Origin of the sequence: Natroniella acetigena (assembly GCF_023227745.1) — a bacterium.
Classification (GTDB): Bacteria; Bacillota; Halanaerobiia; order Halobacteroidales; family Halobacteroidaceae; genus Natroniella; species Natroniella acetigena.
On the sequence record NZ_JALKBX010000015.1, the window covers coordinates 1 to 26,201 of the forward strand.

The window sequence follows — 26,201 nt, forward strand, 5'->3', positions numbered from 1 at the left end:
CGAGATAGCTCAGGTGGTAGAGCAGAGGATTGAAAATCCTCGTGTCCCCGGTTCGAATCCGGGTCTTGCCACCATTTAATCTGCGAAGGTGGTGGAACTGGCAGACACGCTAGACTTAGGATCTAGTGCCTCACGGCGTGTGGGTTCGACTCCCACCCTTCGCACCAAAATGAGCGGGAGTAGCTCAGTTGGCTAGAGCACCAGCCTTCCAAGCTGGGTGTCGCCGGTTCGAGTCCGGTTTCCCGCTCCATATGGGTCTATAGCTCAGTTGGTCAGAGCGCACGCCTGATAAGCGTGAGGTCGGTGGTTCAAGTCCACCTAGACCCACCAATTTAAAACCAGATAATAGTGAATAGATAATAGAGAACAGTTAAAGACCATAAAAGGATTTAAATTCAAGGTTTTAACTATTCATTATTAATTGTTATCTATTAACTGAATTATTGTGTGCCTGTAGCTCAGCTGGACAGAGCAACGGCCTTCTAAGCCGTGGGTCGGGGGTTCGAATCCTCCCAGGCACGCCATTAAAATCACTGAATAATTAATATTGAATATTTAATAGTGAAAATCAATTGTGTTTATGCTTCTAATTAATTGTTAAATATTAATTATTAAATGTTAAGTGCTCTTTATATGTGGTGGGTGTAGCTCAGTTGGTTAGAGCGCAGGATTGTGGCTCCTGAGGCCGTGGGTTCGAATCCCGTCATCCACCCCAATTATTATTAAATGATATCTTCCCTTATATAGGGGATTTTTTTATTTTATTATAATTTTTTATTGAAAAGGCATATTAAATTTAAATAAAGAAGAAAGCCTTTCTATTTAAATAGAAAGGCTTTCTTCTTTATAATTAGACTTGAACTTGATGATTCATTTCCGCTTGAATACTGATTTTATTAATTTAAATGGAGTGGGTAATTTAAAGCCGCCACTAACTGATTTTACATTATCATGTTCATTTTTAGACCAGGCAAATAGAAAATCGATCTTCATGTTAGTGTCCCTCCTTTATGTAGTGGTTACTTATTATTTATTTTATGTATTAAAAATAAGATTGTTACATTTTATAGTTTGATTTTAAGATTAAGCATTGTTTAAATTAAGACTAACAATTAACTTATAATTATGATACAATTATTTACAGATGATGATATAAAATTTAAGATGTTATTTAATTAGATTTAAAGGGAAAAGAAAATAGATATAGAATAATTAATCATTGAACAGTTGAGATTGATTAAGGAAGTATAATAATTATTTAAAGTAACAAATTATTAAATAAATAAAGATAAATTAAGGGGTTTTTATTATGGATTTTAATCATGTTTCAGTTTTGTTAGATGAGAGTATTAACTATTTAAATTGTAAAAGCGATGGTATTTATGTTGATTGTACTTTAGGAGGAGCTGGACATTTTGAGGAAATAATAAAGAATATAAAGCCGACTGGAAGATTAATAGGCATTGATCAAGATCAAGCAGCGATTGAAGCTGCTGAAGAGAAATTAGCTAAATATGATATTGAATTTGAATTAGTTAGGGATAATTATCAAAATTTAAATTCTGTTTTAGATAAGTTAAATATAGAAAAGGTTGATGGTTTTTTATTTGATTTAGGGATTTCTTCTTATCAACTGGATACACCAGAACGGGGTTTTAGTTATAAGTATGATGCTCCTTTAGATATGAGGATGGATCAAAGACAAAATACTACAGCTGCTGATTTAGTGAATAATCTTTCAGCTGATAGGTTAACTGAGATAATAAGGAAGTATGGAGAAGAGAAATGGGCCAGTAGAATTGCAGAATTTATTGTTGATTTTCGAGAAAGTCAATTAATTACTAGGACTGATCAATTAGTGGAAGTAATTAAAGCTGCTATTCCGGCTGGAGCTAGAAGAACGGGACCTCATCCAGCTCGGAGAACCTTTCAAGCATTAAGGATAGCAGTTAATAATGAATTGGATATTATTGAAACTGCTCTTAATGATGCTGTTTCAAGATTAAAACCTAAAGGAAGAATTTGTGTAATAACTTTTCATTCTCTGGAAGATAGAATTGTAAAGCATACTTTTAAAGATTTAAGTACTAAATGTACTTGTCCTCCTAACTTTCCTGTCTGTGCTTGTGATACAGAACAGAAAGTAAAGGTTATAACTAAAAATCCAATAACTCCTAGTGAAAAAGAAGTTAAAGATAATTTTAGGGCTAGAAGTGCTAAGCTGAGAGTGGCTGAGAGGAAGTAGACTAGTTCTAAATCAAAGGGTAGGTGAATAAGTTGATAATGGGGTTACAGATGAAGAATAAAGGTTATCAACAAAAAAGAGTTCAACGAAGCTCTAAAAATAATAAGCAAAAAAAGTATACATTTAAATATATGGTTGTAGGTGGGATAATTATCTCTTTAATAGTTTTATTTCTTGTTTTATATATTAATCAGTATGTTCAAATTTCTAGAAAAAATTTAAGAGTTGAAACTTTAGAAGAAGAGAGGCAACAAGTAAAAAGAGATAAATTATATTTACAATTGCAGATCTCTAGATTGCAATCTTTAGCTAGAATTGAGGAAGTAGCTAAAGATGAGTTTAATATGGTAGAACCGAATGAAATTCATTATCTTGTGTTAGAAGAAGATACCCTGAAAGAAGATTATGATCAAGATGAGTTTCAATCTGAAACGGAGGATTCAAAATTTAATTTTGGAGAAAGGTTAGTTATTTGGCTTAAAGGATTAACTCAGGTTGAAGCTGGTTCGCTAGATTAATATTTTTTAGTAGAGTGAGGTGGATTGGCTAGGTGAATAATTTAAAGTTAGAAATTAGAAAGAGGATAACCTTTCTTTTTTTTATGGTGCTTTTAGTGATGGTTTCTTTAGTTGCCAGATTAGCTTGGATTCAAATATTTCAAAATACAAAATATCAAAATAAAGCTTTAGAACAGCGATTAAGGCAATTACAAGTGGAACCTAAAAGGGGAATTATTTATGATAAAAATGGGGTTGAATTAGCTATTAGTGCGAGTGCTGATACAGTTGTAGCAATACCAAGTGAAATAAATAACCCTCGTCAGACAGCTCAGCAGTTGGCTGATATTTTAGATATGCCAGAGGATGAAATTTATTCAAGATTGACACGAAGGGCAGCAGCTGTTTATGTAGCAAGAAAGACTGATGAGGAGAAGGCTAAAGAAATTAGAGAGTTAGATTTAGCAGGGATTAGGTTTACAGAAGAAAGCAGAAGGTTTTATCCTAAAGGTGATTTAGCAGCTCATACCTTAGGTTTTGTGGGGATTGATAGTCAAGGGTTACAAGGGATAGAGTTATCATATGATGATATATTACGTGGGAATCCAGGTAGGATATTAGTTGAAAGGGATGCCGCAGGTCGGGAGATTCCAGAAGGGATAAAGGATTATATTGATCCTGATGATGGACATGATATTTATTTAACCACCGATAATGTTTTGCAGCATATTGCTGAAAGAGAGCTGGAGAAAGCCATGCTTGAGCATGAGGCTAAGAGTGGTACAATTGTTATGATGGATCCTCAAAGTGGAGGGGTTTTGGCTTTAGCAAACCGACCTACTTTCGATCCGAATGATTTCACAAGTTTTTCTCCAGAATTTTGGAGAAATAGGGCTGTTTCAGATACATATGAACCTGGTTCAACTTTTAAAATTATAACAACGGCAGCAGGGTTGGAAGAAGGTGTAGTTAATCCTAATGATAAGTTCTTTGATCCTGGGTATATTGAAGTTTCAGGACAGAATATTAGTTGTTGGAAAGCGGGCGGACATGGTTCTCAAACTTTTTCTGAGGTTGTTCAGAATTCATGTAACCCAGGTTTTGTACAGGTCGGTCAACGAATTGGTGCTGATGTGTTTTATGATTATATTGAAGCATTTGATTTTGGTCGAAAGACTGATATTGATTTAGTAGGTGAGGCCCAAGGAATAAAATATGCTCTGGATCAGATTGGCCCTGTAGAGTTAGCTACGATGTCTTTTGGTCATGGGATTACGGTTACTCCAATTCAGTTAACTACTGCGGTTTCTGCTATAGCTAATGATGGTGTATTATTAAGACCACATTTAGTTAGTGAAATTAGAGACTCAAGGGGAGAGTTGATTAAGGAGATAAATCCTGAGAAAAATAAGAGGGTAGTTTCTGCTGAAACTGCTCAAAAAACAAGAGAATTACTGGCGGGTGTTGTAGAAGAGGGTTCTGGAACTAAAGCTGCAGTAGATGGTTATAAAATTGCTGGTAAAACAGGAACTGCTAAGCATTATGGAGTTCAATTATATGATTCATCTTTTATTGGGATGGTGCCAGCAGAAGAGCCTCAAATGGTTGTTTTGGTAGTTTTATCTGGAGTCAGTAGTTATCCTTATTATGGTTCTCAGGTGGCAGCTCCTATCTTTCATAATGTTGTTAAAGATGGATTACGTTATTTAGAGGTTCCACCGCAAGTTAGTAAGAAAGATGATGACGATGAAATCAAAAGGATAGAAGTACCTAATGTAGAAAATCTATATTTGTCACAGGCTCAAGAAAAGTTGGCAGCTAGAGGTTTAAATGTTAAACTAGAAGGAGAAGGGGAAGTAATTGTTGATCAAATTCCACATTCACAAGCAGTGGTCAATGAAGGGAGTACAGTAGTGTTATTTTTTGAGGATGGTGTTAGTCAGGAAAGTGGATATCGAGTGAATGTGCCTGATCTAAGAGGGATGAGAATAAGAGAAGCAGCTGAATTATTAGGGGAATTAAATTTAAGATTAAGGTGGAATGGTTCTGGAATTATTGAGAAGCAAAATCCTGTTCCAGGAGTTACGGTTAATTCTGGAGAATATATTGAAGTTCGGCTATCTGAAGAATAAAATAAATAAATTGTCTGGATTAGGGGGTTGATGATGATTAAATTACAAGAATTAGTTGAAGGATTAAAAATTGAAGGTATTAAAGGAAATTTGAAATTTGATGTTTTAGGTATTTCTTATGATTCAAGAAGGGTTAAGGCTGGTTATTTATTTGTAGCGATTTCTGGTTTTAAGCAAGATGGACATAATTTTATTAAAGAAGCTATTACTAATGGTGCTAAGGCAGTAGTAGTCGAAAAGGAAATTGATCTGGATTTAGATTTATCTCAACAGGATGTTGCTGTAATAAATGTTGATGATAGTCGAAAAGCTTTAGCTTATTTAAGTGCTAAATTTTATGATTATCCTTCTAAGAAGATGACTGTGATAGGGGTAACGGGAACCAATGGGAAAACTACTACTACTTATTTAATTGAGGAGATTTTAAGAAATCTTGGATTTGATACTGGTTTGATCGGTACTATAAAAAACAAGATAAGTTCTCAAGAAAAAAAATCTAAGAGAACGACTCCGGAAGCATTAGATTTACAGAGAATGTTGGCTGAGATGGTTAAAGAAGATGTTACTCATGTTGTGATGGAAGTTTCTTCTCATGCTTTAGAATTAGATCGAGTGTTAGAAATTGATTTTGATCGTCAGATATTTACTAATTTAAGTCAAGATCATTTAGATTTCCATCAAAATTTTGAGCAATATTTAGCAGCTAAACTTAAATTATTTAAGTTTAGTGATCACCCTGCCATCATTAATTTTGATGATCAAAGAGGTGAGCAAGTTGTTAAGGTAGCAAAAGGAGAGGTAATCGGCTATGGAATTGATGCTCAAGAGGCTGAAATTAAAGCAGAAAAGATTCGAATTGATCAAAAGGGTGTTTCTTATTTATTGCAGGTGGATGAGAAAGAATTACTGATTAATCTAAATTTGACAGGTCGATTTAATGTTTATAATTCGTTAGCTGCGATTGGAACTGTACATAGTTTAGGCGTTGAATTACAAGAGGTTAAGCAGGGGATAGAAGAAATTGAAGGCGTACCAGGGCGGTTTCAGCTTATAGATGAGGGCCAATCTTTTGGGGTGATTGTTGATTATGCTCATGCCCCAGCTGGAATGGAGAATGTTTTAAAGACAGCTGATGAAATTACTGAAGGTCGTAAAATTATTGTCTTTGGTTGTGGTGGAGATCGCGATCGTAAGAAAAGACCGATCATGGGAAAAATAGGTGTTGAGTTAGCTGATTTTGCAATAGTTACTTCTGACAATCCCCGCAGTGAAGATCCGTTAAAGATAATTGAAGAGATTGAAGTAGGAATTAAAGAAGATGGAAATGTTGAGGGAGAAGATTATATTATTATTGAAGATCGGGCAGCAGCAATTCAAAGAGGGATTGAGTTGGCCCAAGAGAATGATTTAGTAATTATAGTAGGTAAAGGGCATGAAACATACCAAGAGATTAAAGGTGAGATTTTGGAGTTTGATGATCGTGAGGTTGCCCGAGAGATTTTACAGAGTAGGGGAGAGAATTAATGGAAGAAATTAGCTTGTCAGAGATAGTAGAGGCAGTTGATGGTCAGGTCGAAAATGAAGAAGAATTGAATATTACAAATATCTCAACCGATACAAGGACGTTACAACCTGGTGATCTCTTTATAGCATTGATCGGAGAGAATTTTGATGGACATCAGTTTGTAGCTGATGCTTTTCAAAAAGGGGCCAAGGCAGCAATAGTTTCCCGAGAGATTGACTCAAAGCAGCCACTAATTAAGGTTGAAGATACAACTGTTGCTTTACAAGAGTTGGCCCGGTATTATCGTAAAAAGTTTGCAATACCTGTTGTTGCTGTGACTGGAAGTACAGGTAAGACTACAACCAAAGATATGGTGGCAGCAGCTTTAACTAAGAGATATAAAGTTTTAAAAACAGCAGGGAACTTTAATAATGAAATAGGTCTGCCATTGACTTTGTTTCGATTAGATAGTACCTTTGATGCAGTAGTTGTAGAAATGGGAATGAGAGGATTAGGACAGATAGAACAGTTAACACAGATTGCAGAGCCTAATGTAGGTATCGTTACTAATATAGGAGTAACTCATATTGAATTATTGAAGAGTATAGAGCGGATAGCTCAAGCAAAATCTGAACTTATTTCTAATTTGAATGATAATGGAATAGCTATTTTAAATGGCGATGATGATCGTGTTAGGAATATGGATTCTTTAACTCAAGGAGAGGTTATTACTTATGGTCTGAATAAGTATAATAAAGTAAGAGCAACTAATATAAAAAGTTTAGAAGAAGATGGAATTGAATTTGATTTAATTATAGATAGAGAATCTTATTCTGAAAAGATATTTATTCCAACTCCTGGGAAGTATAATGTATATAATGCTTTAGCTGCTATTAGTGTAGGGATAGCTTTGGAGTTTGAGCTTAAGGATATAAAGATAGGATTGAAAGAATTAAAATTAACGGAGATGAGAAATGAAATTTTAGAGTCTGAATCAGGATTTAAAATTATCAATGACACTTATAATGCTAATCCAACTTCAATGAAGGCAGCATTAAATACTTTAGATGAAATAGCTAATAAAAGGAAGATAGTTGTATTAGGTGATATGCTAGAATTGGGTGAAATTGCAGAAAAAGAGCATAATAAATTGGGATGGTTAGTTGCTAATAAGAAGGTTAATTATTTAGTTACAGTTGGAAAATTAGCTTCAGAAATTGCTAATGGAGCTGAAGAAAATGGAATGAAGCAAGAGAATATTTTCAGTTATTCAAATAAAGATGTAGCATTAAAAAAAATATTGAAGATTATTAAAGCAAATGATACAATTTTAGTTAAAGGTTCACGAGGAATGGAGTTAGAAGAGATTTGTTATGCTTTAGAAGATGAGTAGGGAGTGATAATAGTGGTCAATTTAATATATGCAGCTACCTTAGCCTTTGTTATCTGTTTAATAACAGGGCCAATTATGATCAATTGGTTTAGAAAGTTAGAATTTGGTCAACAGATAAGGACTTTAGGACCACAAAGGCATTTAGAAAAAGCAGGAATTCCTACAATGGGTGGAGTTATAATTATATTGTCTGTGATTATTTCTAGCTTAGTTTTTGCAGAAATAAATATGAAAGTAATGTTAGCCTTATTTGTAACTGTAGCTTATGGTTTTTTAGGGCTATTGGATGATTCGATTAAAATAATTGCTAATAGATCATTAGGGTTAAGAGCTTGGCAAAAAATAACAGGACAAATTTTAGTTGCTTTATTATTAGCTGTAGTAGTTTTAGGTAAGTTAAATTTAGGAACAGAAGTTTTAATCCCTTTTTTAGATGCAACTATAGATTTAGGAATATTATATATTCCTTTTATAATTTTAGTTGTAATCGGTACTTCAAATGCTGTTAATTTGACTGATGGTTTGGATGGATTAGCAGCAGGAGTTACAATTATTGTTACAATTACTTATACTTATATGATCCTTCAATTTGGAGAGTATGATTTAGCTATTTTTACTACTGCTATTGCAGGTGCATGCTTAGGGTTTTCCTGGTTTAATACGCATCCTGCTCAGGTATTTATGGGTGACACAGGTTCTTTGGCGCTTGGTGGGGCTCTTGCTTCGATAGCAGTGTTAACTCGAACACAGTTTTTCTTGTTAATTATCGGTGGAGTTTATGTGGTAGAAGCGTTGTCAGTTATGATCCAAGTTAGTTCTTATAAGTTAACTGGGAAGCGAGTTTTCAAAATGAGTCCGATTCATCATCATTTTGAATTAAAAGGTTGGAAGGAATCTAAGATAGTCGTTAGATTTTGGATTTTAGCTACTTTATTATCATTGATTGGATTATTGGGATTAGCTTAATTAATTATACTAAATTTTAATTATAACTTCTTATGGTGAACTGGTATTAAGAAAGGAAGGTATTATGAGGTTAAGAGATAAACTAGTGACTGTTGTAGGTTTAGGTAAAAGAACTGGAGTCGAATTAGTTAAATTTTTAGATCGAAAAGGAGCTGAAATAATAGTTACTGATACCAAAACTAAATCAGAATTAATGGTAGAATTGTCTAGATTAGAAGGTTATGAATTTAAGTTAGATTTGGGAGGACATACTGAAGAGTTAATTTTAAAGTCTGATTTAATTGTTATTAGTCCTGGTGTGCCGCATGATATTCCGATTTTAGAACGAGCAAGAGATAAAGAAATTGAAATAATGAGTGAGATTGAGTTGGCTTATCATTTTTGTGTTGCTTCACTTGTAGCAATTACTGGAACTAATGGAAAGACGACAACTACAACTCTGTTAGGAGAAATATGTGCTAAGTTAGAGCAAAGAGTAGCTATAGGAGGTAATATAGGTCGTCCTTTGATTAAAGATCTACCTGATTTAAAAAAGGATGATTTAGCAATAGCAGAGATAAGTTCTTTTCAATTAGAAGAGATCAAAGATTTCAAACCTGATATTGGGTTGATTTTAAATATAACACCTGATCATTTAGATCGCCATGGTAGTTTTGAAGAGTATGCTAAGGCTAAAAGAAGGTTATTGATCAATCAAACTGAAAAAGATTATGCGGTCTTGAATTATGATGATCAGTTAGTTAGAGAATTTGCTGATTATACTGCAGGAAAGACTATTTTTTTCAGCCAAAAGGTTGAATTGGATCGTGGAGTATATATCAAGAATGGAGAGGTTATCGCTAATCTGACGGGCCAACAACCAGAAGAGATTATTGCTACTGATGAGATTAGGATTAAAGGGCCACATAATCTAGAGAATACTTTAGGAGCAGTTGCTATTTCTTTATTATTAGGAATAAAGAAAAAAATTATAGTTGAAACTTTACGCCAGTTCGGTGGTGTAGATCATAGAATTGAAAGTGTAGGAATAGTTGATGGAGTTGAGTATATTAATGATTCAAAAGGAACCAATCCTGTAGCAGCTACTAAAGCAGTAGAAACTTTTACACAGCCTTTAATCTTAATAGCAGGTGGGAAGGATAAGGGCTCTGATTTTTCAAAGTTTGCAGAAGTTGTAGCAGCTCAGGTCAAGGAATTGATCTTATTAGGAGAGACTGCATCTAAGATAGAGCAGGCTGTTAAGCGCTTAGATTATCAGGCTACTCACTATGTGGATAGTATTGAAGAAGCAGTTAATGTGGCTAATAAATTAGCTGTTAAAGGTGATATTGTTTTATTATCTCCTGCGTGTGCAAGTTGGGATATGTTCAATAGTTATAAAGAAAGAGGCGAGGAATTTAAAGGAACTGTAAAAAAATTAAGGAGGGAGTAATTTGCAACAGAAGACTCCTGATTTCGTAATTTTTTTTGTAATAATAGTTTTATTAGGAATAGGGGTAGCAATGGTATTTAGTGCTACTTCAATTTTGGCTTACCAAAGGTTTGGAGATAGCTTTCATTATTTTAAGAGGCAATTAGGGTGGTCAGTTTTGGGAATAACAGCAATGGCCACCTTTATGAATATTGATTATCATAGATATCTTAAGTGGGCACCTAAGATTTTATTGATCAGTGTCATCTCATTAATTTTGGTTCTGATTCCAGGTGTTGGTCATGTGATCGGTGGTTCGAGACGATGGTTTATAATTTTAGGTTTACGGCTTCAACCATCAGAAATAGCAAAAGTGGCGCTAGTAATTTATTTAGCTCGTTACTTATCTTTAAAGAATAATCGGATAAAAAACTTTTTTAAAGGCTTACTACCTCCTCTTATGATTTTAGGAGTAGTATTTTTATTGATCTTATTAGAACCGGACTTAGGAACTGCTGCTACAATAGCAGGAACAGCAGTTGTAATGTTAATTGCAGCAGGGGCCAGTTATTTACATTTAGGAAGTCTGGTTGCGATGGGGATTCCTGGATTATTATATATGATTATTAGTGAGCCTTATCGTAGAGATAGATTATTGGCTTTTCTAGATCCATGGCAAGACCCTTTGGATACTGGTTTTCATATTATTCAATCTCTGTATGCTCTAGGTTCTGGAGGGTTATTTGGAATGGGACTAGGTAGAAGTAGGCAGAAATTCTTTTATTTACCTGAACCTGGAACTGATTTTATTTTTGCAGTTTTAGGAGAAGAGTTAGGGTTTATTGGAACTTTTATTATTGTAGCTTTATTCTTTTTGTTTGCGTGGCGTGGATTACAGATTGCATTATATGCTCAAGATTTATTTGGCAGTATTTTAGCAGTAGGTATTACAACAATGATTACTTTACAAGCAGTAATTAATATAGGAGTAGTTACGGGTTCAATGCCTGTAACAGGAATAACCTTGCCTTTCATTAGTTATGGGGGTTCTTCATTAGTAATTATGTTGTCAGGAGTAGGTATTTTATTAAATATTTCAAGATTTACTATTAATTAGGGGTTGCTAAAATATGAGAATATTAATTTCAGGTGGTGGCACAGGAGGGCATATATATCCTGGTTTAGCTATAGCCAAAACTGTAGAACAAAAAAATAATAATGCTAAAATAGCTTTTGTAGGAACAGAGCAAGGGTTAGAAGCAGATATTATACCTAAGGAAGGCTATCAATTAAAGACAATTCAAGTACAGGGGTTACCCCGTAAAATTTCTGTGGAATTAGTGAGAGCAATTTTTAAAAGTGTAATAGGACTCTTTGAAGCAAAGTTAATTTTGAATGATTTTAAGCCAGATATTGTAGTAGGAACAGGTGGTTATGTTTGTGGACCAATCGTGTTAGCAGCAGCTTTGAGTAATATTCCTACTGTGATTCATGAGCAAAATGCTTATCCTGGTTTAACTAATCGCTTATTGGCTAAAATTGTAGATAAAATAGCTTTGAGTAACCTTGATGCTAAAGGGTATTTAGGGGATTCAGACAAGGTAGTTTTAACTGGTAATCCAATCAGACCTGAAATTTTAGAACAGAATCGGGTTAAGGCTTTTAAAGAATTAGGATTGAATCCAAAAAAGAAGGTTATTTTAGTCTTTGGGGGTAGTCGGGGTGCTAAAAGTATTAATCAGGCAGTAGTTAAATTATATCGTCAGATTAAAGGTTCTGATTTGCAATTATTACATATTACAGGGAAAGATGGTTTTAAAGAAGTTAAAAAAGAAGCTCAAGAACTGGGAATAAATAGTTTAAAAGGTGGGCAAATTATAATCAAGCCTTATTTATATAATATGGAAGCAGCTTTAAATGTTGCTGATTTGGTTATTTCAAGAGCTGGGGCTACGGGGTTAGCCGAAATTACAGCTTGTGGTATCCCAGCTATTTTAATTCCTTATCCTTATGCTGCTGAAAATCATCAAGAACATAATGCTCGTTCTTTAGAACGGATGAATGCTGCTAAGGTCATTTTAGATCGAGAATTGGCTGGGGAGAGATTGGCTAAAGTTGTAAATGAGTTGATCTTTGATGAGCAAAAGTTAAATGAGATGGCTCGAGCAAGCAAAGAGTTAGGTCAGCCTAATGCTGCTGATAATTTAGTTGCTTTAATTCAGGATTTAATTTCTTAAAACTAGCGAAAATAGCTTAAGTTTAAGGTTGAGGAAATGGTTTTTATTACGAAGGGTTTTTTATAAACCCGAAGGTAAGGCTAAGTCAATCGTTAAAAACATAAGGTTTTTAGTTCTTACTTAAACTTAGACTTGGACTTAAACTTAAGTTGTTGTGTTATGTTAATAATATGGACAAGTTATTGATGAACGGATTATTTTTTTATTACATATTATAATGAGTGTAGAGTAGGAGAATTATTTTAAGTTGAGTTATAGAAGTTGGGGTGGTAATATGAAGCAGCAAATCAAGCAAGAAATCCAAGATTTAGTTAAAGGAGAGGTCTTGTTTTCTGAACCATTAAAGAAGTATACCTCTTTTAAGATTGGTGGACCAGCAGAAGTATTAGTAATTCCTAAAGATACAGATGATCTACAGAGCTTGATCAGTTATTTATCTCGTTATACTATTCCTTATCAAATTTTAGGTAATGGAACTAATTTATTGATCAGTGATCAAGGGTTGTCCAAGGTTGTAATTAAAATGACTGATTTATTTAATTGGATCAAATTTGAAGGTAATAAGATCCGAGCAGGTGCTGGAACCAAATTACCTGTAATTGCTAAGAAAGCAGCCGAGAGAGGACTAAGTGGGTTAGAGTTTGCTGCGGGATTACCTGCTAGTGTTGGTGGAGCTGTGATTATGAATGCAGGGGCAGGGAATTTAGGTTCGATAGGAGATTTAATTACTCAAGTTAAGGTTATATCACCTACAGGAAAATTAAAGCAGTATCAGCGAAATGAATTGGATTTTAGTTATCGGCAGAGTAGCTTACAGGAAAAAGAAGAGATTGTCTTAGAGGTTGAGTTGGAACTGAGGTCTGCTGATAAGGAAAGCGTACATAATAAGATACAAGAATTGCTCTTGAAACGTAAACAGACGCAACCATTAGCTATGCCTAATGCCGGTTCTGTTTTCAAAAATCCACCTGGTGATTCGGCAGGTAGGTTAATTGATCAGGCCGGTGGAAAGGGCTTAAGGGTAGGAGATGCTCAAGTATCGACTAAGCATGCTAATTTCATAGTTAATTTAGGTACAGCTTCTGCTCAAGATGTATTGGATTTAATTTGTAAGGTGAAACGATTGGTTGATGATCGCTGTGGGGTTAAGTTAGAGACTGAGATTGTTTATTTAGATTAGATTGGAGGTGAGGCTGATGGATCAATTTGTAATTAATGGTGGTTGTCCCTTGGAAGGAGAAGTAACGATTAGTGGTGCTAAAAATGCAGTTCTACCTATCTTAGCAGCAACTGTGTTAGGTAGTGGGCAATCTGTAATTAATAATGTACCTCAGTTACATGATGTAAAAGTAATGAAAGAAGTCTTAAATAATTTAGGGGCAAGAGTCCAAGGAGACTCTGATCAGATAATGGTTGATACCTCAGCATTGGATTGTTGTGAAATTCCTGAAAGCTTAATGCGGAAGATGCGAGCGACAGTATTTTTGATGGGCCCTTTAATTGCACGGTTTGGAAAGGTTAAGATTTCACAACCAGGAGGGTGTAGTATTGGTTCGCGACCGATTGACTTGCATTTGAAAGGGCTAAAAGCTTTAGGAGTTGAATTTAAACAAAGACATGGTGCATTAGAAGGGAGCGTCGATAAATTAGTAGGAGCTGAGATTCATCTTGATTTTCCTAGTGTTGGTGCTACGGAAAATATTATGATGGCTGCTACTAAAGCTAAAGGAGAAACTTTAATTTATAATGCTGCTAAAGAGCCTGAAATAATCGATTTGCAAAATTACTTAAATCGATTAGGAGCTAAAGTTAGAGGAGCTGGAACTAATGTAATTAAAGTTAAAGGAGTTGAAGAATTGAATGCAGTTGATTATCAAGTAATTCCTGATCGAATCGAAGCAGGAACTTTTTTGGTAGCTGCTGCTATAACTAAGGGAAATGTTCTTATTAAGGATATTATTCCTGAGCATATAGAAGCTGTAGCAGCTAAACTTACTGAAGCGGGAATAGAAATGAAAGTTGATCATAATCAGATTGAAGTGATTGGCAAAGAAACTTGGCAAGGGATAAATATTAAAACATTACCTTATCCAGGACTTCCTACCGATATGCAGGCTCAATTAATGAGTTTTTTATCTTTAGCAGAGGATACAAGTATTATTACTGAAAATATTTTTGAAAATAGATTGAGTCATGCTGATGAACTACGAAGAATGGGAGCAAAAATTAGAATTGAAGGGAATACTGCTATTGTAAATGGTGTAGATAAATTATATGGAACTATTGTTAGAGCGACTGATTTACGAGCTGGAGCTGCTTTAGTTTTAGCAGGTTTGGGTGCTGAGGGAGAAACAGTTGTGGATAATATCTATCATATTGATCGAGGGTATGAATATTTAGAGGATAAGTTGACCAAGTTAGGTGCGGATATAATAAGGAAGACTGATTTATCTATTACAGATGCAGATTAGATATAAATTTCAATAATTTTGCAGGAGATCTCATAACTGTAAAGAAAAGTAATTTAATGAGTCGTTGATTTAATTATTTCTAGATATATTAAGAAGATACTAGTTTTAATAATTATTAGAATTAGATTTGAAAAAGGATTTTATGGACTTAGAGTGAATATCTTATATTTTCTTGAACTTATATTTGGACTGACTGAAGGAAGTTTTTTGTTCGAGAAACTATAATTCTTTGAAGTGGTTTTGAAGATTTATGTTTTATCTTTTTACTAGGTAACTTATCATGGGCTAGTTATTTGATTAATGGTGGCTAGCCCGTATTTTTGGGCTTTAAATGAGGTGATACTATGGACAAACATTATGTATATATAATTACTCTTTGTTTGCTAGTTATATTTGCGATAATTGGAATTATGAATTCAGAAATCTTTAAAATTGAAAACATAGAAGTAAACGGAAATGATCTATTGACAGATAAAGAGATAATTGACTATTCTAACTTAGAAGGAGATATTAATATTTTTAGTCTTGAATCAAAACAAATAGCTGATAAATTAATTCAATTGTCCCAAATACAAGGAGCTGTTGTTACTCGTAGTTTTCCTCGAGAAGTAATTATTGAAATTAATGAGCGACGAGCAATTGGGATAGTAGGTAATGAAAATTCTTATTTAATTATAGATAGTGAAGGTTGGATTTTAGATGATAGTTATAGATTATCAGATTGGCGATTACCTTTAATTACAGGAAGTGATATCTTAATTGAGAATGAGAAGATTAAATTAAACAAAATGTTAGAAAAGACAACTCGATATTTAAATCTTTTAAATAATTCAATATTGGAAGAAATTTCTGAAATCAACATTACTGCTGAAGATGAAATTAAACTATTTTTAAGAGATGGTGGAGAGGTTCGGTTAGGAGATGGATTTGATTTAAAATATAAAGCAGAAGTTTTTACAGCAATTTATCAGGATCTAAAAGATAAAAACTTAGAAGTTGATTATATAGATTTAAGATATCAAAAAAATAAGGTTGTTAAGGTAAAATAACAGAGAAGAATAGTTTTTTTAAAATATAGCACTAAAAAAAAGGGAATCAAGTATATTTGTTGAAATTAAAACTAAAAAGGAGATTTAGAAATTGACCTAATAAAATAGTTTATGTTATATAGAATAGAAAGGGGGGCATTTAGTGGCACCGAGAGATATAGTTGCTGGGATTGATATAGGAACTACTAAAGTATGTACAATTATTGCAGAAATTAATGGCAATAAGATTACTGATATAATTGGAGTAGGAACCAGCCCTTCTACTGGTTTGAGAAAAGGTATGGTAGTTGATATAGATGATACTGTTTGTTCAATTGAAACTGCAGTTGTTAAAGCAGAAAGAATGGCAGGGGTAGAGTTAGAGTCAGTATTTGTAGGAATTGCTGGTTCTCATATTTCTTCAACTAATAGTCATGGAGTAGTTGCAGTAACTGGTGAAGATAAAGAGATAAGTAAAAAAGATATTGATCGTGTGATTGAAGCGACAAAAATTATTTCTATTCCTCCAGAACGTGAGATTATTCATGTTATACCTAGAGAATTTATTGTAGATGGGTGTAGAGATATTAAATCGCCATTGGGTATGTCAGGAGTACGGTTAGAAGCGGAAACCCATATTGTTACTGGTTCTGTAACTTCTATCCAGAATTTGGTTAAAAGTGTTCACCGAGTAGGAATTAATGTTGAGGGGGTTGTTTTACAACCATTAGCTGCAAGTAAGGCTGTTTTATCGGAAAGTGAGCAGGATCTTGGAGTAGTTTTAGTTGATATGGGGGGTGGAACTACAGATATTGCTATTTTTAAGGAAGGGAGTATTTGGTATACTTCTATTCTACCAGTTGGTGGAGATCATGTTACAAGTGATATAGCTGTAGGGTTAAGAACGCCTATGTCCAATGCTGAAAGAATTAAGATTCAGCATGGTTGTGCTAAGGCTAGTTTGATTGAAAGGGATCAAAAGATAGATATTTTAGATACTAGTGGTAAAAAGAAGCATAGTATTTCTCAGCAAATGTTATGTAATATTATTGAACCTAGAGTTGATGAAATATTCACCTTGGTTAAGCAAGAAATTCGAAAGGCAGGATATGATGATTTGATTCCAGCAGGAGTAGTTGTAACCGGAGGAGCTTCTTTGTTGGATGGGATTCCCCAATTGGCTTCTGAAAAATTGGATTTACCTGTTAGAGTAGGAGTACCAGACAATATTGATACATTGTTAAATTACATAGATGGTTCCATTTATGATATTGGTGAAGGTTACTCTGAGTTTTCTAAGGATAATGGAGCTATTTTCTCTACAGGAGTTGGATTAGTTCATTATGGAGCAGAGGTTTTAGGTGAAGATTCTCTAGAAGATATGGGTGAAGAAGAGATAATAAATGATTTATTTGATAAAGTTAAAAGCTGGTTTAAAGAAATTTTCTAATCAGTGAGTAAAGGGGGTAGTTGAAATGTTTGAATTCGATTCTGAAATGGAACAATTCGCAAATATAAAGGTAGTTGGGGTTGGTGGTGGTGGAAATAATGCTGTTAACCGTATGATTGAATCTGGTTTAAAAGGAGTAGAGTTTATTGCTGTTAATACTGATGGGCAAGCATTAGTTTCATCACGAGCAGAAGTAACTTTGCAAATTGGAGAAAAATTGACTGATGGATTAGGTGCTGGAGCTGAGCCAGATATAGGGGCTCAAGCTGCTCAAGAAAGTCAGGAAATGATAGCTGATGCTTTAAAGGGTGCAGATATGGTCTTTATTACAGCAGGCATGGGAGGTGGAACTGGAACAGGAGCTGCTCCAGTTGTGGCTCAGATAGCTAAAGAGGTAGGTTCTTTGACTGTTGGAGTTGTAACTAAGCCTTTCACAGTAGAAGGACGACAGAGGATGAGAAAAGCACAACAAGGAATCGGAAATTTAAAAGAGCAGGTAGATACTTTGATAACTATACCGAATGATCGTTTATTAGATGTTGTAGAAAAGAAGACATCATTGATTGATGCTTTTAAGACTGCTGACGATGTCTTAAGACAAGGAGTACAAGGTATTTCTGATTTGATTACGATTACTGGATTAATAAATTTAGATTTTGCAGATGTGAAAACGATTATGACTGATGCGGGTTCTGCATTAATGGGGATTGGAAATTCAAATGGTGAAAATAGAGCAGCAGAAGCTGCTAAAGCAGCAATTGCCTCTCCACTACTAGAGGCTTCAATCGATGGAGCAAGAGGTGTATTAATAAATATAACTGGTGGTTCAGATTTGGGTTTGCATGAAGCCAATGAAGCTACTCAAGTAATTTCTGAAGTTGCTGATGATGAAGCGAATATTATTTTAGGAACAGTTGTTGATGAAAAGATGGAAAATGAAGTTAAGGTGACAGTAATTGCTACTGGTTTTGATAGAAGCCAGCAGGTAGAAGATAAAGGTCAACCTGTTTCTGCTGAAGATAAGACCAAGGATGAAACGCCATCAGCAGATGATTTGGATATAAAATCTTTTTCTAATAATGATTTAGATATTCCAGCATTTTTAAGGAAAAATAAAAAAGTTTGATCTTAATCTCGATGCCTTAGGGGTATCGAGATTTTTTATTCGTCAAATAAAGACATTTAATTACGAAAAAAGATTTATTTTTAGTTTCTTTTTCAAGTTATATTTCTATTTTATACAAATATAAATGTTATAAGGGGGAGATTGAGAAATTACTTATTATGAAATTAATAGTTTATTTAGATTTATTATTATTGATTAATTTAATTATGAATTATTTGATTTTGTGGGCTACAGCTAAATTATCTGATTTAACGTATAATATTTGGAGATTATTGATAACCTCATTATTCAGTACAGTTTATACTTTAATGATTATTTTACCAAAATTTAATTTTTTAAATAGAGTTTCTATTCATTTTTTGGTCTCTATAATTATGTTAATAATTTCGTTTGCCCCTCTGACTAAAAGGTTATTTTTAAAGACGATAGGTTATTTTTATCTGATTACTTTTGTAACTGCTGGAGTTATTTTTGCTGTTTATAACTTAACAGGAGGTTCTCCATTAGATACTTTAGATCAAGTATTGAATATTTCGCCTGATAAGTTATGGATTATTCTTCTAGGATCATTGGTAATTGTGGTTATCGGTAAATTTGGATGGTTATTGATTCAAAGTAAATTGATTCCAGATATTTTCTGCATTCCAATTACAATTAAATTTGATGATCAGTCTTTACAATTAGTTTCTTTAGTAGATACAGGAAATCAATTACAAGATCCGTTAACTAAAGTTCCAGTTATAATTGTTGAACTGGGAGCAATGATTGAAATTTTACCTGATAAATTAAAAGAATCGTTTAGTCGGTATAAAAGTGATAGTAGCCAGTTGCTGAGTGAGATGATTGATACTTCTTGGTCAAGTAGGTTTCGTCTGATTCCTTTCTCTACAATTGGAAAGGATAATGGAATGTTAGTAGGATTTAGACCTGATGAAGTAAGGATTCAGACTGAAGAGGGAATTGTAAAGACTAGTCGAGTTATTGTTGCGTTACAAGATGGTTCTTTAGACAATAATAATAATTATCAAGCCTTATTGAATCCTGAGGTATTAAGATCAGTTGAGAATTAATAAATTTAGGGAGGGGATATTTTGTGTTCATTAGTCTTAGGTGCTAAGTGGAATTGTAGATTAGGAATGGTTAAGTTATTACAGGTATTAGGATTATATAATGCTAAGAATGTATTTTATGTTGGGAGTAGTGAAGCTTTACCTCCACCTTTATCGACTCAGGAGGAAGAATTTTTACTTTCCAAATTAGATAATGGAGATCAAGCTGTTAGAAGTATATTAATTGAAAGGAATTTGAGGTTGGTAGTTTATATTGCGCGTAAGTTTGATAATACTGGGATTGATATTGAAGATTTAGTTTCGATTGGTACAATTGGTTTGATTAAAGCAGTCAATACTTTCGATGTTACTAAAAATATTAAGTTAGCAACGTATGCCTCACGGTGTATTGAGAATGAGATCTTAATGTATTTACGAAAAAATAATAAGAAGAGATCAGAAATTTCTTTTGATGAGCCTTTAAATATTGATTGGGATGGAAATGAATTAAAATTATCTGATGTACTAGGAACTGAGATCGATTTAATTTATAAATATATTGAAGAAGAGGTTGACCGAGAATTATTAATAGAAGCTATGGAAGGTTTAACACCTCGCGAAAGGAAAATTATGATTTTGCGTTTTGGTTTACAGGATGATAAAGAGGAATTAACTCAAAAAGAAGTGGCTGATTTGTTGGGGATTTCACAATCTTATATTTCTAGATTAGAAAAAAGAATTATTCAAAAGTTACAAGCTGAGATTGATAAGATGAAATAATTTGAGTGTTTTCAGGTGAAATAAAATATTAGAAGTTGAAAATTTAATTGTTAGTGGGAATGAAATTAATTGAGAACATTAAATCTATTTGTGGAGGGATATAATGAAAATTGAAAATAATGAAATAATAACAACAACTGAGATAATCAAGCAAATTTTTGGCATGAAAGAGAGATTGATTTATAATTTAAGTGAGCGGGTTCGATATGAACAGATTTATAATTATTTGATCGAAGCTGGTGCTAAAGAATTAGGAGTTAGGGAGTTCAAAGGAGGAAAGTATTTATTTTTGCAGTTAAATAGGGAAAATTATCTGATTCCAACTGAGATTTTTGATGAGTTTGATGAAGAGTGGATTAGGAGATTAAAGGCACCAGAAGAATCAGTAACTAAGGAACCTTCATCTAATAATCTCATTTCTTTAATTGAAAATATTTGCTAATTTTTGCAGGAAAAATTATTTGAATCGAGAAAGATTAACATTGAAATAATGTAATAAAGATGAGATAATAAATATTAGATTAGGGGTAATATTTTTTAGTTAAAGATTCTAGAGACGGAGGATAATCATGGAAAAATACAGAAAAGTAGTAGTTGGATTAATAATTGTTTTATCTGTACTAGGATGTGATGCATTAGGGGAGGATATTCAATCTGCTCATGATACAACTTATATGATGGGAACAGTAGTTCAAGGGCAAGTTTATGCACCTCAAGCAGAAGAGTTGTTAGCAGAAGGTTTTGCTGTTATTGATAGGGTTGAAGCTAAAGTAAGTAAGAATATTGAAGGTAGCGAAATCGATAAAATTAATCAAGCTGCTGGGAAAGAAGCAGTTGAAGTAAGTGAGATTACCTTTGAAATAGTTGCTGCTGCTAAAGAATATGCTCAGTTGAGTGGGGGGAAATTTGATCCTACCATTGGCCCAGTTGTTGAGTTGTGGGGGATTAATACGGAGCAAGAAAGGGTTCCTGAACTCGAAGAGATAGAGGAACAGTTAAAACTGGTTGATTATAATCAAATTGAATTGGATCATGAAGAGCAGACAGTTTTTCTAAAGCAAGAAGGTATGATCTTAGATGTTGGTGGGATTGCTAAAGGTTATGCCGCCAATGAAGCAGTTGCTTTATTTAAAGCAAGATCAGCTAAAGGTGGTTATGTTAATATGGGTGGTGGAGTTACTGCTACAGGTACCAAGTCTAATGGTGATTTGTGGCGAATAGGAATCAAAGATCCACGCTCTGATGATGATGGTGAGGTTGTAGGAATTGTAGAACTAACTGATCTAACAGTTGATACATCTGGGGATTATGAAAGATTCTTCTTCGAAGATGGTGTCAGATACCACCATATTATGGATCCTGAAACAGGTTACCCAGCTGAGAGTGATGTGATGGGGGCGACAGTAATCACTACTGATCCAACTGAAGCTGATGTATTGGCCACAATAATTTATTTGTTAGGAGCTGAAGATGGCTTAGAGCTGATTAGAGGAATGGAAGATGTTGATGCTTTGGCTATTGCTGAAGATCAGAAGATATATATGACAGATGGTTTGAAAGATAAGGTTGAGATAGTTAGAGAGGATAAGTATCAAGTACAAGAATAGTGATTAGTGACTAGTAATTATCTAAAATTAAATATTATGTTAAATAGGTGATTTATTATTTGTTGGGGAAAGCCTGATAGGTAATAAGTTTAAAAGGGAAGTCTGCATGAGATCAAGGAAGCTACTCGGTTTCTTCTTGTGACAGCGCGGTCCCGCCACTGTAAATGATGGAGCTGTTTCTTTGTGATTGCCACCTGATTATCAATTTAAATAATCGGGGAAGGCTGGAGAAGCTAAGTCATAAGCCAGGAAACCTGCCTGTTTAACGAGTAACTTTTAAAGTTGCGGAGTGGATGATGGAAAAGTCCACAACCTCCTAAGGGAGGTTGTGGACTTTTTTCTATTTATTAGAACAGAGAGTCTTCTCAGCTAAAAGGGAATATTGGAAAAGTGAATATCTAGTCTTAGGATGCTTTGTAACTATTGATGGTCTAAGGGTTTGTGGTTTTATGATTTTGAATTTTAATTGTCAATTATCAATTGTCAATTGTCAATTAGACGGGGGTGCAGAGAAATTTAGTTATCCGCGAAGCATTGTAATAACAGGATTTAATTTAGCTGAGAGCTTATAGATAAAAAAAGGAGGCGAGAAGATGAAAGCAGCTATATTAAAAGCTCCTGGAGATTTTCAATTAGAAGACTTACCTCAACCAAAATGTTTGCCAGGAGGAGTTTTAGTCAAAGTAATTATCAGTGCAGTTTGTGGTGCTGATGTAAAAATGATTGATAAGGGGCATAAAGCTTTAAATTATCCTAGAATTTTAGGGCATGAAATTACAGGAGAGATAATAGAAAGTGATGTAGACAAGTTTAAGAAAGGAGATAGAGTTCAAATAGCTCCAGGAGTTGTTTGTGGAGAGTGTAGTTTTTGTCGAAGAGGGATTACAAATAATTGCGAAGAGATAGATATACTCGGATTTACTAAAGATGGTGGCTTTGCAGAATATTTGGCTATTTCGGCGAAAGGAATAAAAGCTGGAGTTGTAAATTTGATTCCAGATAATTTATCCTTTTCTGAAGCGGTTTTTGCTGAGCCTTTGGCCTGCTGTATTAATGGAATGGAGTTAGCTCAGATAAAGCAAGGTGATGATGTATTGATAATTGGAGCAGGGCCAATTGGTTATTTACAAGTTATGTTAGCTAAAAATTATGGTGCTAACCAAATAATATTAGCAGATAAATTAGATACTAGATTGGAGTTTGCGAGTTTTTCAGAAATAGACTATGTGATAAATACTAGCAAAGAACCGTTAGAAAAGGCTGTAAATGAAAGAACTAAGGGGCAAGGAGTAGATGTGATTATATTGGCATGTGGTCAAGCAGCTGTTGACTATTCGCTAGTGGAGGTGTTGGATTTTAGAGGAAGAATATTATTATTTTCTGGATTACCTAAAGATAATTCAAGGTTAGAGATAGACGGTAATTTATTGCATTATGGAGAGAAAACATTAGTAGGAGCTTATGGTTGCACTACTAAACAAAACAGGGGAGCTTTAAAGCTTATGGCGGAAGGAAGAGTAAAGGTTGATTGGCTTATAACTGAGGAAATTTCACTAAATCAAATTTTTAGTGGGATAGAAAAGACTAGGAATAAAAAAGGATTGAAGACAATTATTAAGGTTTAATTAAAAGAAAGGAGAGATTAATTAATGGAGCCAAAAGTGAGTAAGGAATTTGGGATGAAGATTGGTAAATTAATTGAGGGAAGTAACTTTTCTCGAGAAGAGATGAAGGATATGTTTTCTAAAGTTCTTTTGAATCGAGAGACTGAAATGCACCAAGGGGCTTTTTTGGCAGCTTTAACAGTTAAAGGAGAGACTGTTGAAGAAATAGCTGGCAGTTGGGATGCTATTTATGAATTAGATACTGTGAAAGCAAGTCCTAATATTAGTCAGCCTTTAGTAGAAAATTGTGGAACCGGGATGGATGATGTAGATACTTTTAATATTAGTACTGCAGCTTCTATGGTTGCTGCTACTGCGGGTGTTGTTATGGCTAAACATGGTTCTAGGGCAATTACATCAAATTGTGGTACTATTGATATTCTCGAAGAATTGGGAGTAGGGGTTGAGTGTTCTCCAGAGGTTATAGTAAAAAGTATTGAACAAGCAGGTATTGGAATTTTCAATGGGATGGATTCTCAAGTACATCCTACAGCATTAGGGAGAATTCTTTCTAAGATTTCTTTCGGAACGACTTTGAATATAGCTGCTTCTTTAGCAAATCCTGTTTGTCCTCAATATGGAGTACGTGGTGTCTATTCTAAAGAATTATTAAAGCCTGTAGCACAGGTGATGCATGAAATTGGATATAAAAAAGCAATTGTTGTTCATGGTTTAGCGGAAGATGGAGTTCGAGGGATGGATGAGGCTTCTACATTAGGTGAAAATTATATTGTAGAAATTCAAGAGGATGGAAAGATAGATGAATATTCCTTTATACCAGAGGATTTAAATATAGAAAGAGTAATTAGTAAAGAGATTGCTCCAGATAAAGACCGTCGAAAAGAGGCTCTAAAAATGTTATCTGTACTAAAAGGTAAAGAAGGGGGAGCAAGAGAGGATATTGTATGTTTGAATGCAGCTTTAATATTGTATTTAATGGATTATAGTGCTCAAATTAAAGATGCTTATCTTCAAGCTAAGGATATTGTAGCTTCAGGAGAAGCTATTGAAAAGTTAAAGGAATGGGTTAGGACTCAAAATGTAAATTCAGAACAGAAATTAGCTAAATTAAATAGCTTATTAGAAAAAATTTAAAAAGGAGGCTATTCAATGAGGTTATATGCTTTGAAATCTGATAAGGGGTATTTAAAGGATAATAAGAATGGTGGGTATCAGCTTGTTACTTTGAATAAAGCGTCGGTATTTGCTAGGTATGATTCTGAAAAGTTAAATCAACTTAAAGAACAAGCTGAAAAGGATAACCTTTCTAATTTGAGATTATCAGAGTTAAAGATAACAGAAAAGGAAGTAGAATTTTAAAAATATATAAAGGAGGAAGAAAAATGACTCAATTATTAAAAGCAAGAGAAGGTATTATTACTCAAGAAATGGAGGAAGTAGCTAAAAGGGAGGGTCTAGCAGCAGAGCTTATCAGAAAGGAGGTAGCAGCAGGAAAGATAGTAATTCCTAAGAATAAGAAGAGAGGTTCTAGTCTAAGTCAAGGCTTTGGAAAGGGCTTAAAGACTAAGGTAAGTACTAGTGTTGGTCTATATGAGGATTATACAGATTTGGAGACAGAGTTAGAAAAGATTGATTTGGCTGTAGAGTTAGGTACAGATGCAATTATGGATTTAAGTAAGGATGGAAATATAGATCAAGCACGCCGAGAGGTATTAGCAAAGACAGATTTACCAGTAGGAACATTACCTATTTATCAAGCAGCTAAAGAGAGTGAAGAGAAGAGAGGCTCAATCTTAGATATGACTGTTGATGATATGTTTGCAGTAGTAGAAAAGCAGGCAGCAGATGGGGTTGATTTTATTGGTGTTCATGCTGGGTTAACTTTAAATGTTTTAGAGAGGTTGAAGATTGAAGGAAGGATTGAAGGTTTAGTCAGTCATGGGGGCCAAATTTTAGCAGGTTGGATGTTGCATCATGGGCAAGAGAATCCTTTTTATAAAGAGTATGATCGTTTATTAGAGATTACTAAAGAGTATGATGTAACTATTAGTTTAGCAGATACTTTCCGACCTGGAGCTATAGAAGATTCTTTGGATCGAGCTCAGGTACAGGAGTTAATTGTTTTAGGTGAATTGGTAAATAGAGGACAGCAGGCTGGAGTTCAGATGATGGTTAAGGGACCAGGTCATGTGCCATTAGATCAAATTGAAAGTACTGTACAGTTACAGAAGGAGATTTGTCATGGGGCTCCATATTTTGTCTTTGGCCCGTTAGTAACTGATTTAGCGACTGGAGAAGATGATATAAATTCAGCTATTGGAGGAGCTTTTGCTGCTTCGGCGGGTGCTGACTTCTTATGTTATGTAACGCCTGTGGAGCATCTTGATTTTCCAACTACAGAAGATATTAAAGCTGGAGTAATGGCTGCTAAGATTGCTGCTCAAGTTGGAGATCTGTCTAAAGGTCGAGAAGATGCTTGGGAACAAGAAGAAAAGATGGCTTATGCTAGAAAGAGATTGGATTGGGAAGCAGAGATAGAGTTGTCTTTAAATCCTGCCGAGGCTAGACGGATGAGAGAGAAGAGTAATCCAGGTGATGGTGATGGTTGTGCTATGTGTGGGGAATATTGTGCAATTAAAGTTGTTACTCAACATTTAAATTAATAATTAAGGGGGTATAA

The 26,201-nt window shown here is 34.3% G+C and carries 22 protein-coding genes, 5 tRNA genes and 1 riboswitch; all 27 genes read left to right on the forward strand.

All coding sequences use genetic code 11. From position 1 onward, the window contains the following. Positions 1 to 82 precede the first annotated feature (82 nt). The 27 genes from MWH25_RS05145 (at position 83) to thiC (ending at position 26,184) form a co-directional block, all read left to right on the forward strand. Positions 83 to 167: transfer RNA gene (locus MWH25_RS05145), tRNA-Leu, on the forward strand. 6 nt (positions 168 to 173) lie between these two features. Then, positions 174 to 250: transfer RNA gene (locus MWH25_RS05150), tRNA-Gly, on the forward strand. 3 nt (positions 251 to 253) lie between these two features. Next, positions 254 to 330: transfer RNA gene (locus MWH25_RS05155), tRNA-Ile, on the forward strand. A gap of 117 nt (positions 331 to 447) precedes the next feature. Further along, a tRNA-Arg gene (locus MWH25_RS05160) sits at positions 448 to 524 on the forward strand. Between the two features lie 114 nt (positions 525 to 638). After that, a tRNA-His gene (locus MWH25_RS05165) sits at positions 639 to 715 on the forward strand. Positions 716 to 1,309: 594 nt separating this feature from the next. Further along, positions 1,310 to 2,245: a 16S rRNA (cytosine(1402)-N(4))-methyltransferase RsmH gene (gene rsmH / locus MWH25_RS05170; RefSeq protein ID WP_248626544.1), complete on the forward strand. Its 936-nt coding sequence runs from the start codon at positions 1,310 to 1,312 to the stop codon at positions 2,243 to 2,245. 50 nt (positions 2,246 to 2,295) lie between these two features. Continuing rightward, a complete protein-coding gene (locus MWH25_RS05175) occupies positions 2,296 to 2,763 on the forward strand; it encodes an FtsB family cell division protein (protein ID WP_248626546.1) in 468 nt (155 codons plus the stop codon). 32 nt (positions 2,764 to 2,795) lie between these two features. Next, positions 2,796 to 4,874 carry a stage V sporulation protein D gene (locus tag MWH25_RS05180; protein WP_248626548.1) on the forward strand — a complete coding sequence of 693 codons (2,079 nt, stop codon included), beginning with the start codon at positions 2,796 to 2,798 and terminating at the stop codon, positions 4,872 to 4,874. A gap of 33 nt (positions 4,875 to 4,907) precedes the next feature. Continuing rightward, complete coding sequence (locus MWH25_RS05185; protein WP_248626550.1) at positions 4,908 to 6,398, forward strand: UDP-N-acetylmuramoyl-L-alanyl-D-glutamate--2,6-diaminopimelate ligase; 1,491 nt, start codon at positions 4,908 to 4,910, stop codon at positions 6,396 to 6,398. Next, the gene (locus tag MWH25_RS05190; RefSeq protein WP_248626552.1) at positions 6,398 to 7,771 is read left to right on the forward strand and encodes a UDP-N-acetylmuramoyl-tripeptide--D-alanyl-D-alanine ligase; all 1,374 of its coding nucleotides are present in this window, start codon (positions 6,398 to 6,400) and stop codon (positions 7,769 to 7,771) included. The genes MWH25_RS05185 and MWH25_RS05190 overlap by 1 nt, the downstream gene beginning before the upstream one ends. Before the next feature lie 12 nt (positions 7,772 to 7,783). Continuing rightward, the gene (mraY, locus tag MWH25_RS05195) at positions 7,784 to 8,737 is read left to right on the forward strand and encodes a phospho-N-acetylmuramoyl-pentapeptide-transferase (protein WP_248626554.1); all 954 of its coding nucleotides are present in this window, start codon (positions 7,784 to 7,786) and stop codon (positions 8,735 to 8,737) included. Positions 8,738 to 8,801: 64 nt separating this feature from the next. Then, positions 8,802 to 10,169 carry a UDP-N-acetylmuramoyl-L-alanine--D-glutamate ligase gene (murD, locus tag MWH25_RS05200; RefSeq protein WP_248626555.1) on the forward strand — a complete coding sequence of 456 codons (1,368 nt, stop codon included), beginning with the start codon at positions 8,802 to 8,804 and terminating at the stop codon, positions 10,167 to 10,169. Position 10,170: 1 nt separating this feature from the next. Then, on the forward strand, positions 10,171 to 11,265 hold the full coding sequence (spoVE, locus tag MWH25_RS05205) for a stage V sporulation protein E (RefSeq protein WP_248626556.1): 1,095 nt from the start codon (positions 10,171 to 10,173) through the stop codon (positions 11,263 to 11,265). A 13-nt stretch (positions 11,266 to 11,278) separates the two neighbouring features. Further along, complete coding sequence (murG, locus tag MWH25_RS05210; protein ID WP_248626557.1) at positions 11,279 to 12,385, forward strand: undecaprenyldiphospho-muramoylpentapeptide beta-N-acetylglucosaminyltransferase; 1,107 nt, start codon at positions 11,279 to 11,281, stop codon at positions 12,383 to 12,385. A gap of 274 nt (positions 12,386 to 12,659) precedes the next feature. Next, positions 12,660 to 13,565, forward strand: a complete 906-nt coding sequence (gene murB, locus MWH25_RS05215) for a UDP-N-acetylmuramate dehydrogenase (protein WP_248626558.1) — start codon at positions 12,660 to 12,662, stop codon at positions 13,563 to 13,565. Positions 13,566 to 13,581: 16 nt separating this feature from the next. Then, positions 13,582 to 14,856 carry a UDP-N-acetylglucosamine 1-carboxyvinyltransferase gene (murA, locus tag MWH25_RS05220; RefSeq protein ID WP_248626559.1) on the forward strand — a complete coding sequence of 425 codons (1,275 nt, stop codon included), beginning with the start codon at positions 13,582 to 13,584 and terminating at the stop codon, positions 14,854 to 14,856. 344 nt (positions 14,857 to 15,200) lie between these two features. Further along, complete coding sequence (locus MWH25_RS05225) at positions 15,201 to 15,905, forward strand: cell division protein FtsQ/DivIB (protein ID WP_248626560.1); 705 nt, start codon at positions 15,201 to 15,203, stop codon at positions 15,903 to 15,905. 142 nt (positions 15,906 to 16,047) lie between these two features. Further along, entirely contained in the window at positions 16,048 to 17,334 is a 1,287-nt protein-coding gene (ftsA, locus tag MWH25_RS05230; protein WP_248626561.1) for a cell division protein FtsA, read from the forward strand. Between the two features lie 25 nt (positions 17,335 to 17,359). Next, entirely contained in the window at positions 17,360 to 18,460 is a 1,101-nt protein-coding gene (ftsZ, locus tag MWH25_RS05235; protein ID WP_248626562.1) for a cell division protein FtsZ, read from the forward strand. Between the two features lie 158 nt (positions 18,461 to 18,618). Next, on the forward strand, positions 18,619 to 19,530 hold the full coding sequence (gene spoIIGA, locus MWH25_RS05240) for a sigma-E processing peptidase SpoIIGA (protein WP_248626563.1): 912 nt from the start codon (positions 18,619 to 18,621) through the stop codon (positions 19,528 to 19,530). A 21-nt stretch (positions 19,531 to 19,551) separates the two neighbouring features. Continuing rightward, a complete protein-coding gene (gene sigE / locus MWH25_RS05245; protein WP_282706890.1) occupies positions 19,552 to 20,289 on the forward strand; it encodes an RNA polymerase sporulation sigma factor SigE in 738 nt (245 codons plus the stop codon). 103 nt (positions 20,290 to 20,392) lie between these two features. Continuing rightward, positions 20,393 to 20,731, forward strand: a complete 339-nt coding sequence (locus tag MWH25_RS05250; protein ID WP_248626564.1) for a hypothetical protein — start codon at positions 20,393 to 20,395, stop codon at positions 20,729 to 20,731. A 127-nt stretch (positions 20,732 to 20,858) separates the two neighbouring features. After that, positions 20,859 to 21,896, forward strand: coding sequence for an FAD:protein FMN transferase (locus MWH25_RS05255; protein ID WP_248626565.1), 1,038 nt, complete (start codon positions 20,859 to 20,861; stop codon positions 21,894 to 21,896). Positions 21,897 to 21,924: 28 nt separating this feature from the next. Beyond that, a riboswitch (cobalamin riboswitch) is annotated at positions 21,925 to 22,172 on the forward strand. Positions 22,173 to 22,489: 317 nt separating this feature from the next. Continuing rightward, entirely contained in the window at positions 22,490 to 23,521 is a 1,032-nt protein-coding gene (locus MWH25_RS05260; RefSeq protein WP_248626566.1) for an alcohol dehydrogenase catalytic domain-containing protein, read from the forward strand. Positions 23,522 to 23,545: 24 nt separating this feature from the next. Continuing rightward, a complete protein-coding gene (trpD, locus tag MWH25_RS05265) occupies positions 23,546 to 24,655 on the forward strand; it encodes an anthranilate phosphoribosyltransferase (RefSeq protein WP_248626567.1) in 1,110 nt (369 codons plus the stop codon). Positions 24,656 to 24,670: 15 nt separating this feature from the next. Continuing rightward, positions 24,671 to 24,880: a hypothetical protein gene (locus tag MWH25_RS05270; RefSeq protein WP_248626568.1), complete on the forward strand. Its 210-nt coding sequence runs from the start codon at positions 24,671 to 24,673 to the stop codon at positions 24,878 to 24,880. 23 nt (positions 24,881 to 24,903) lie between these two features. After that, positions 24,904 to 26,184 (forward strand): phosphomethylpyrimidine synthase ThiC, encoded by a 1,281-nt coding sequence (gene thiC / locus MWH25_RS05275; protein WP_248626570.1) that lies wholly within the window; start codon positions 24,904 to 24,906, stop codon positions 26,182 to 26,184. Positions 26,185 to 26,201 lie beyond the last annotated feature (17 nt).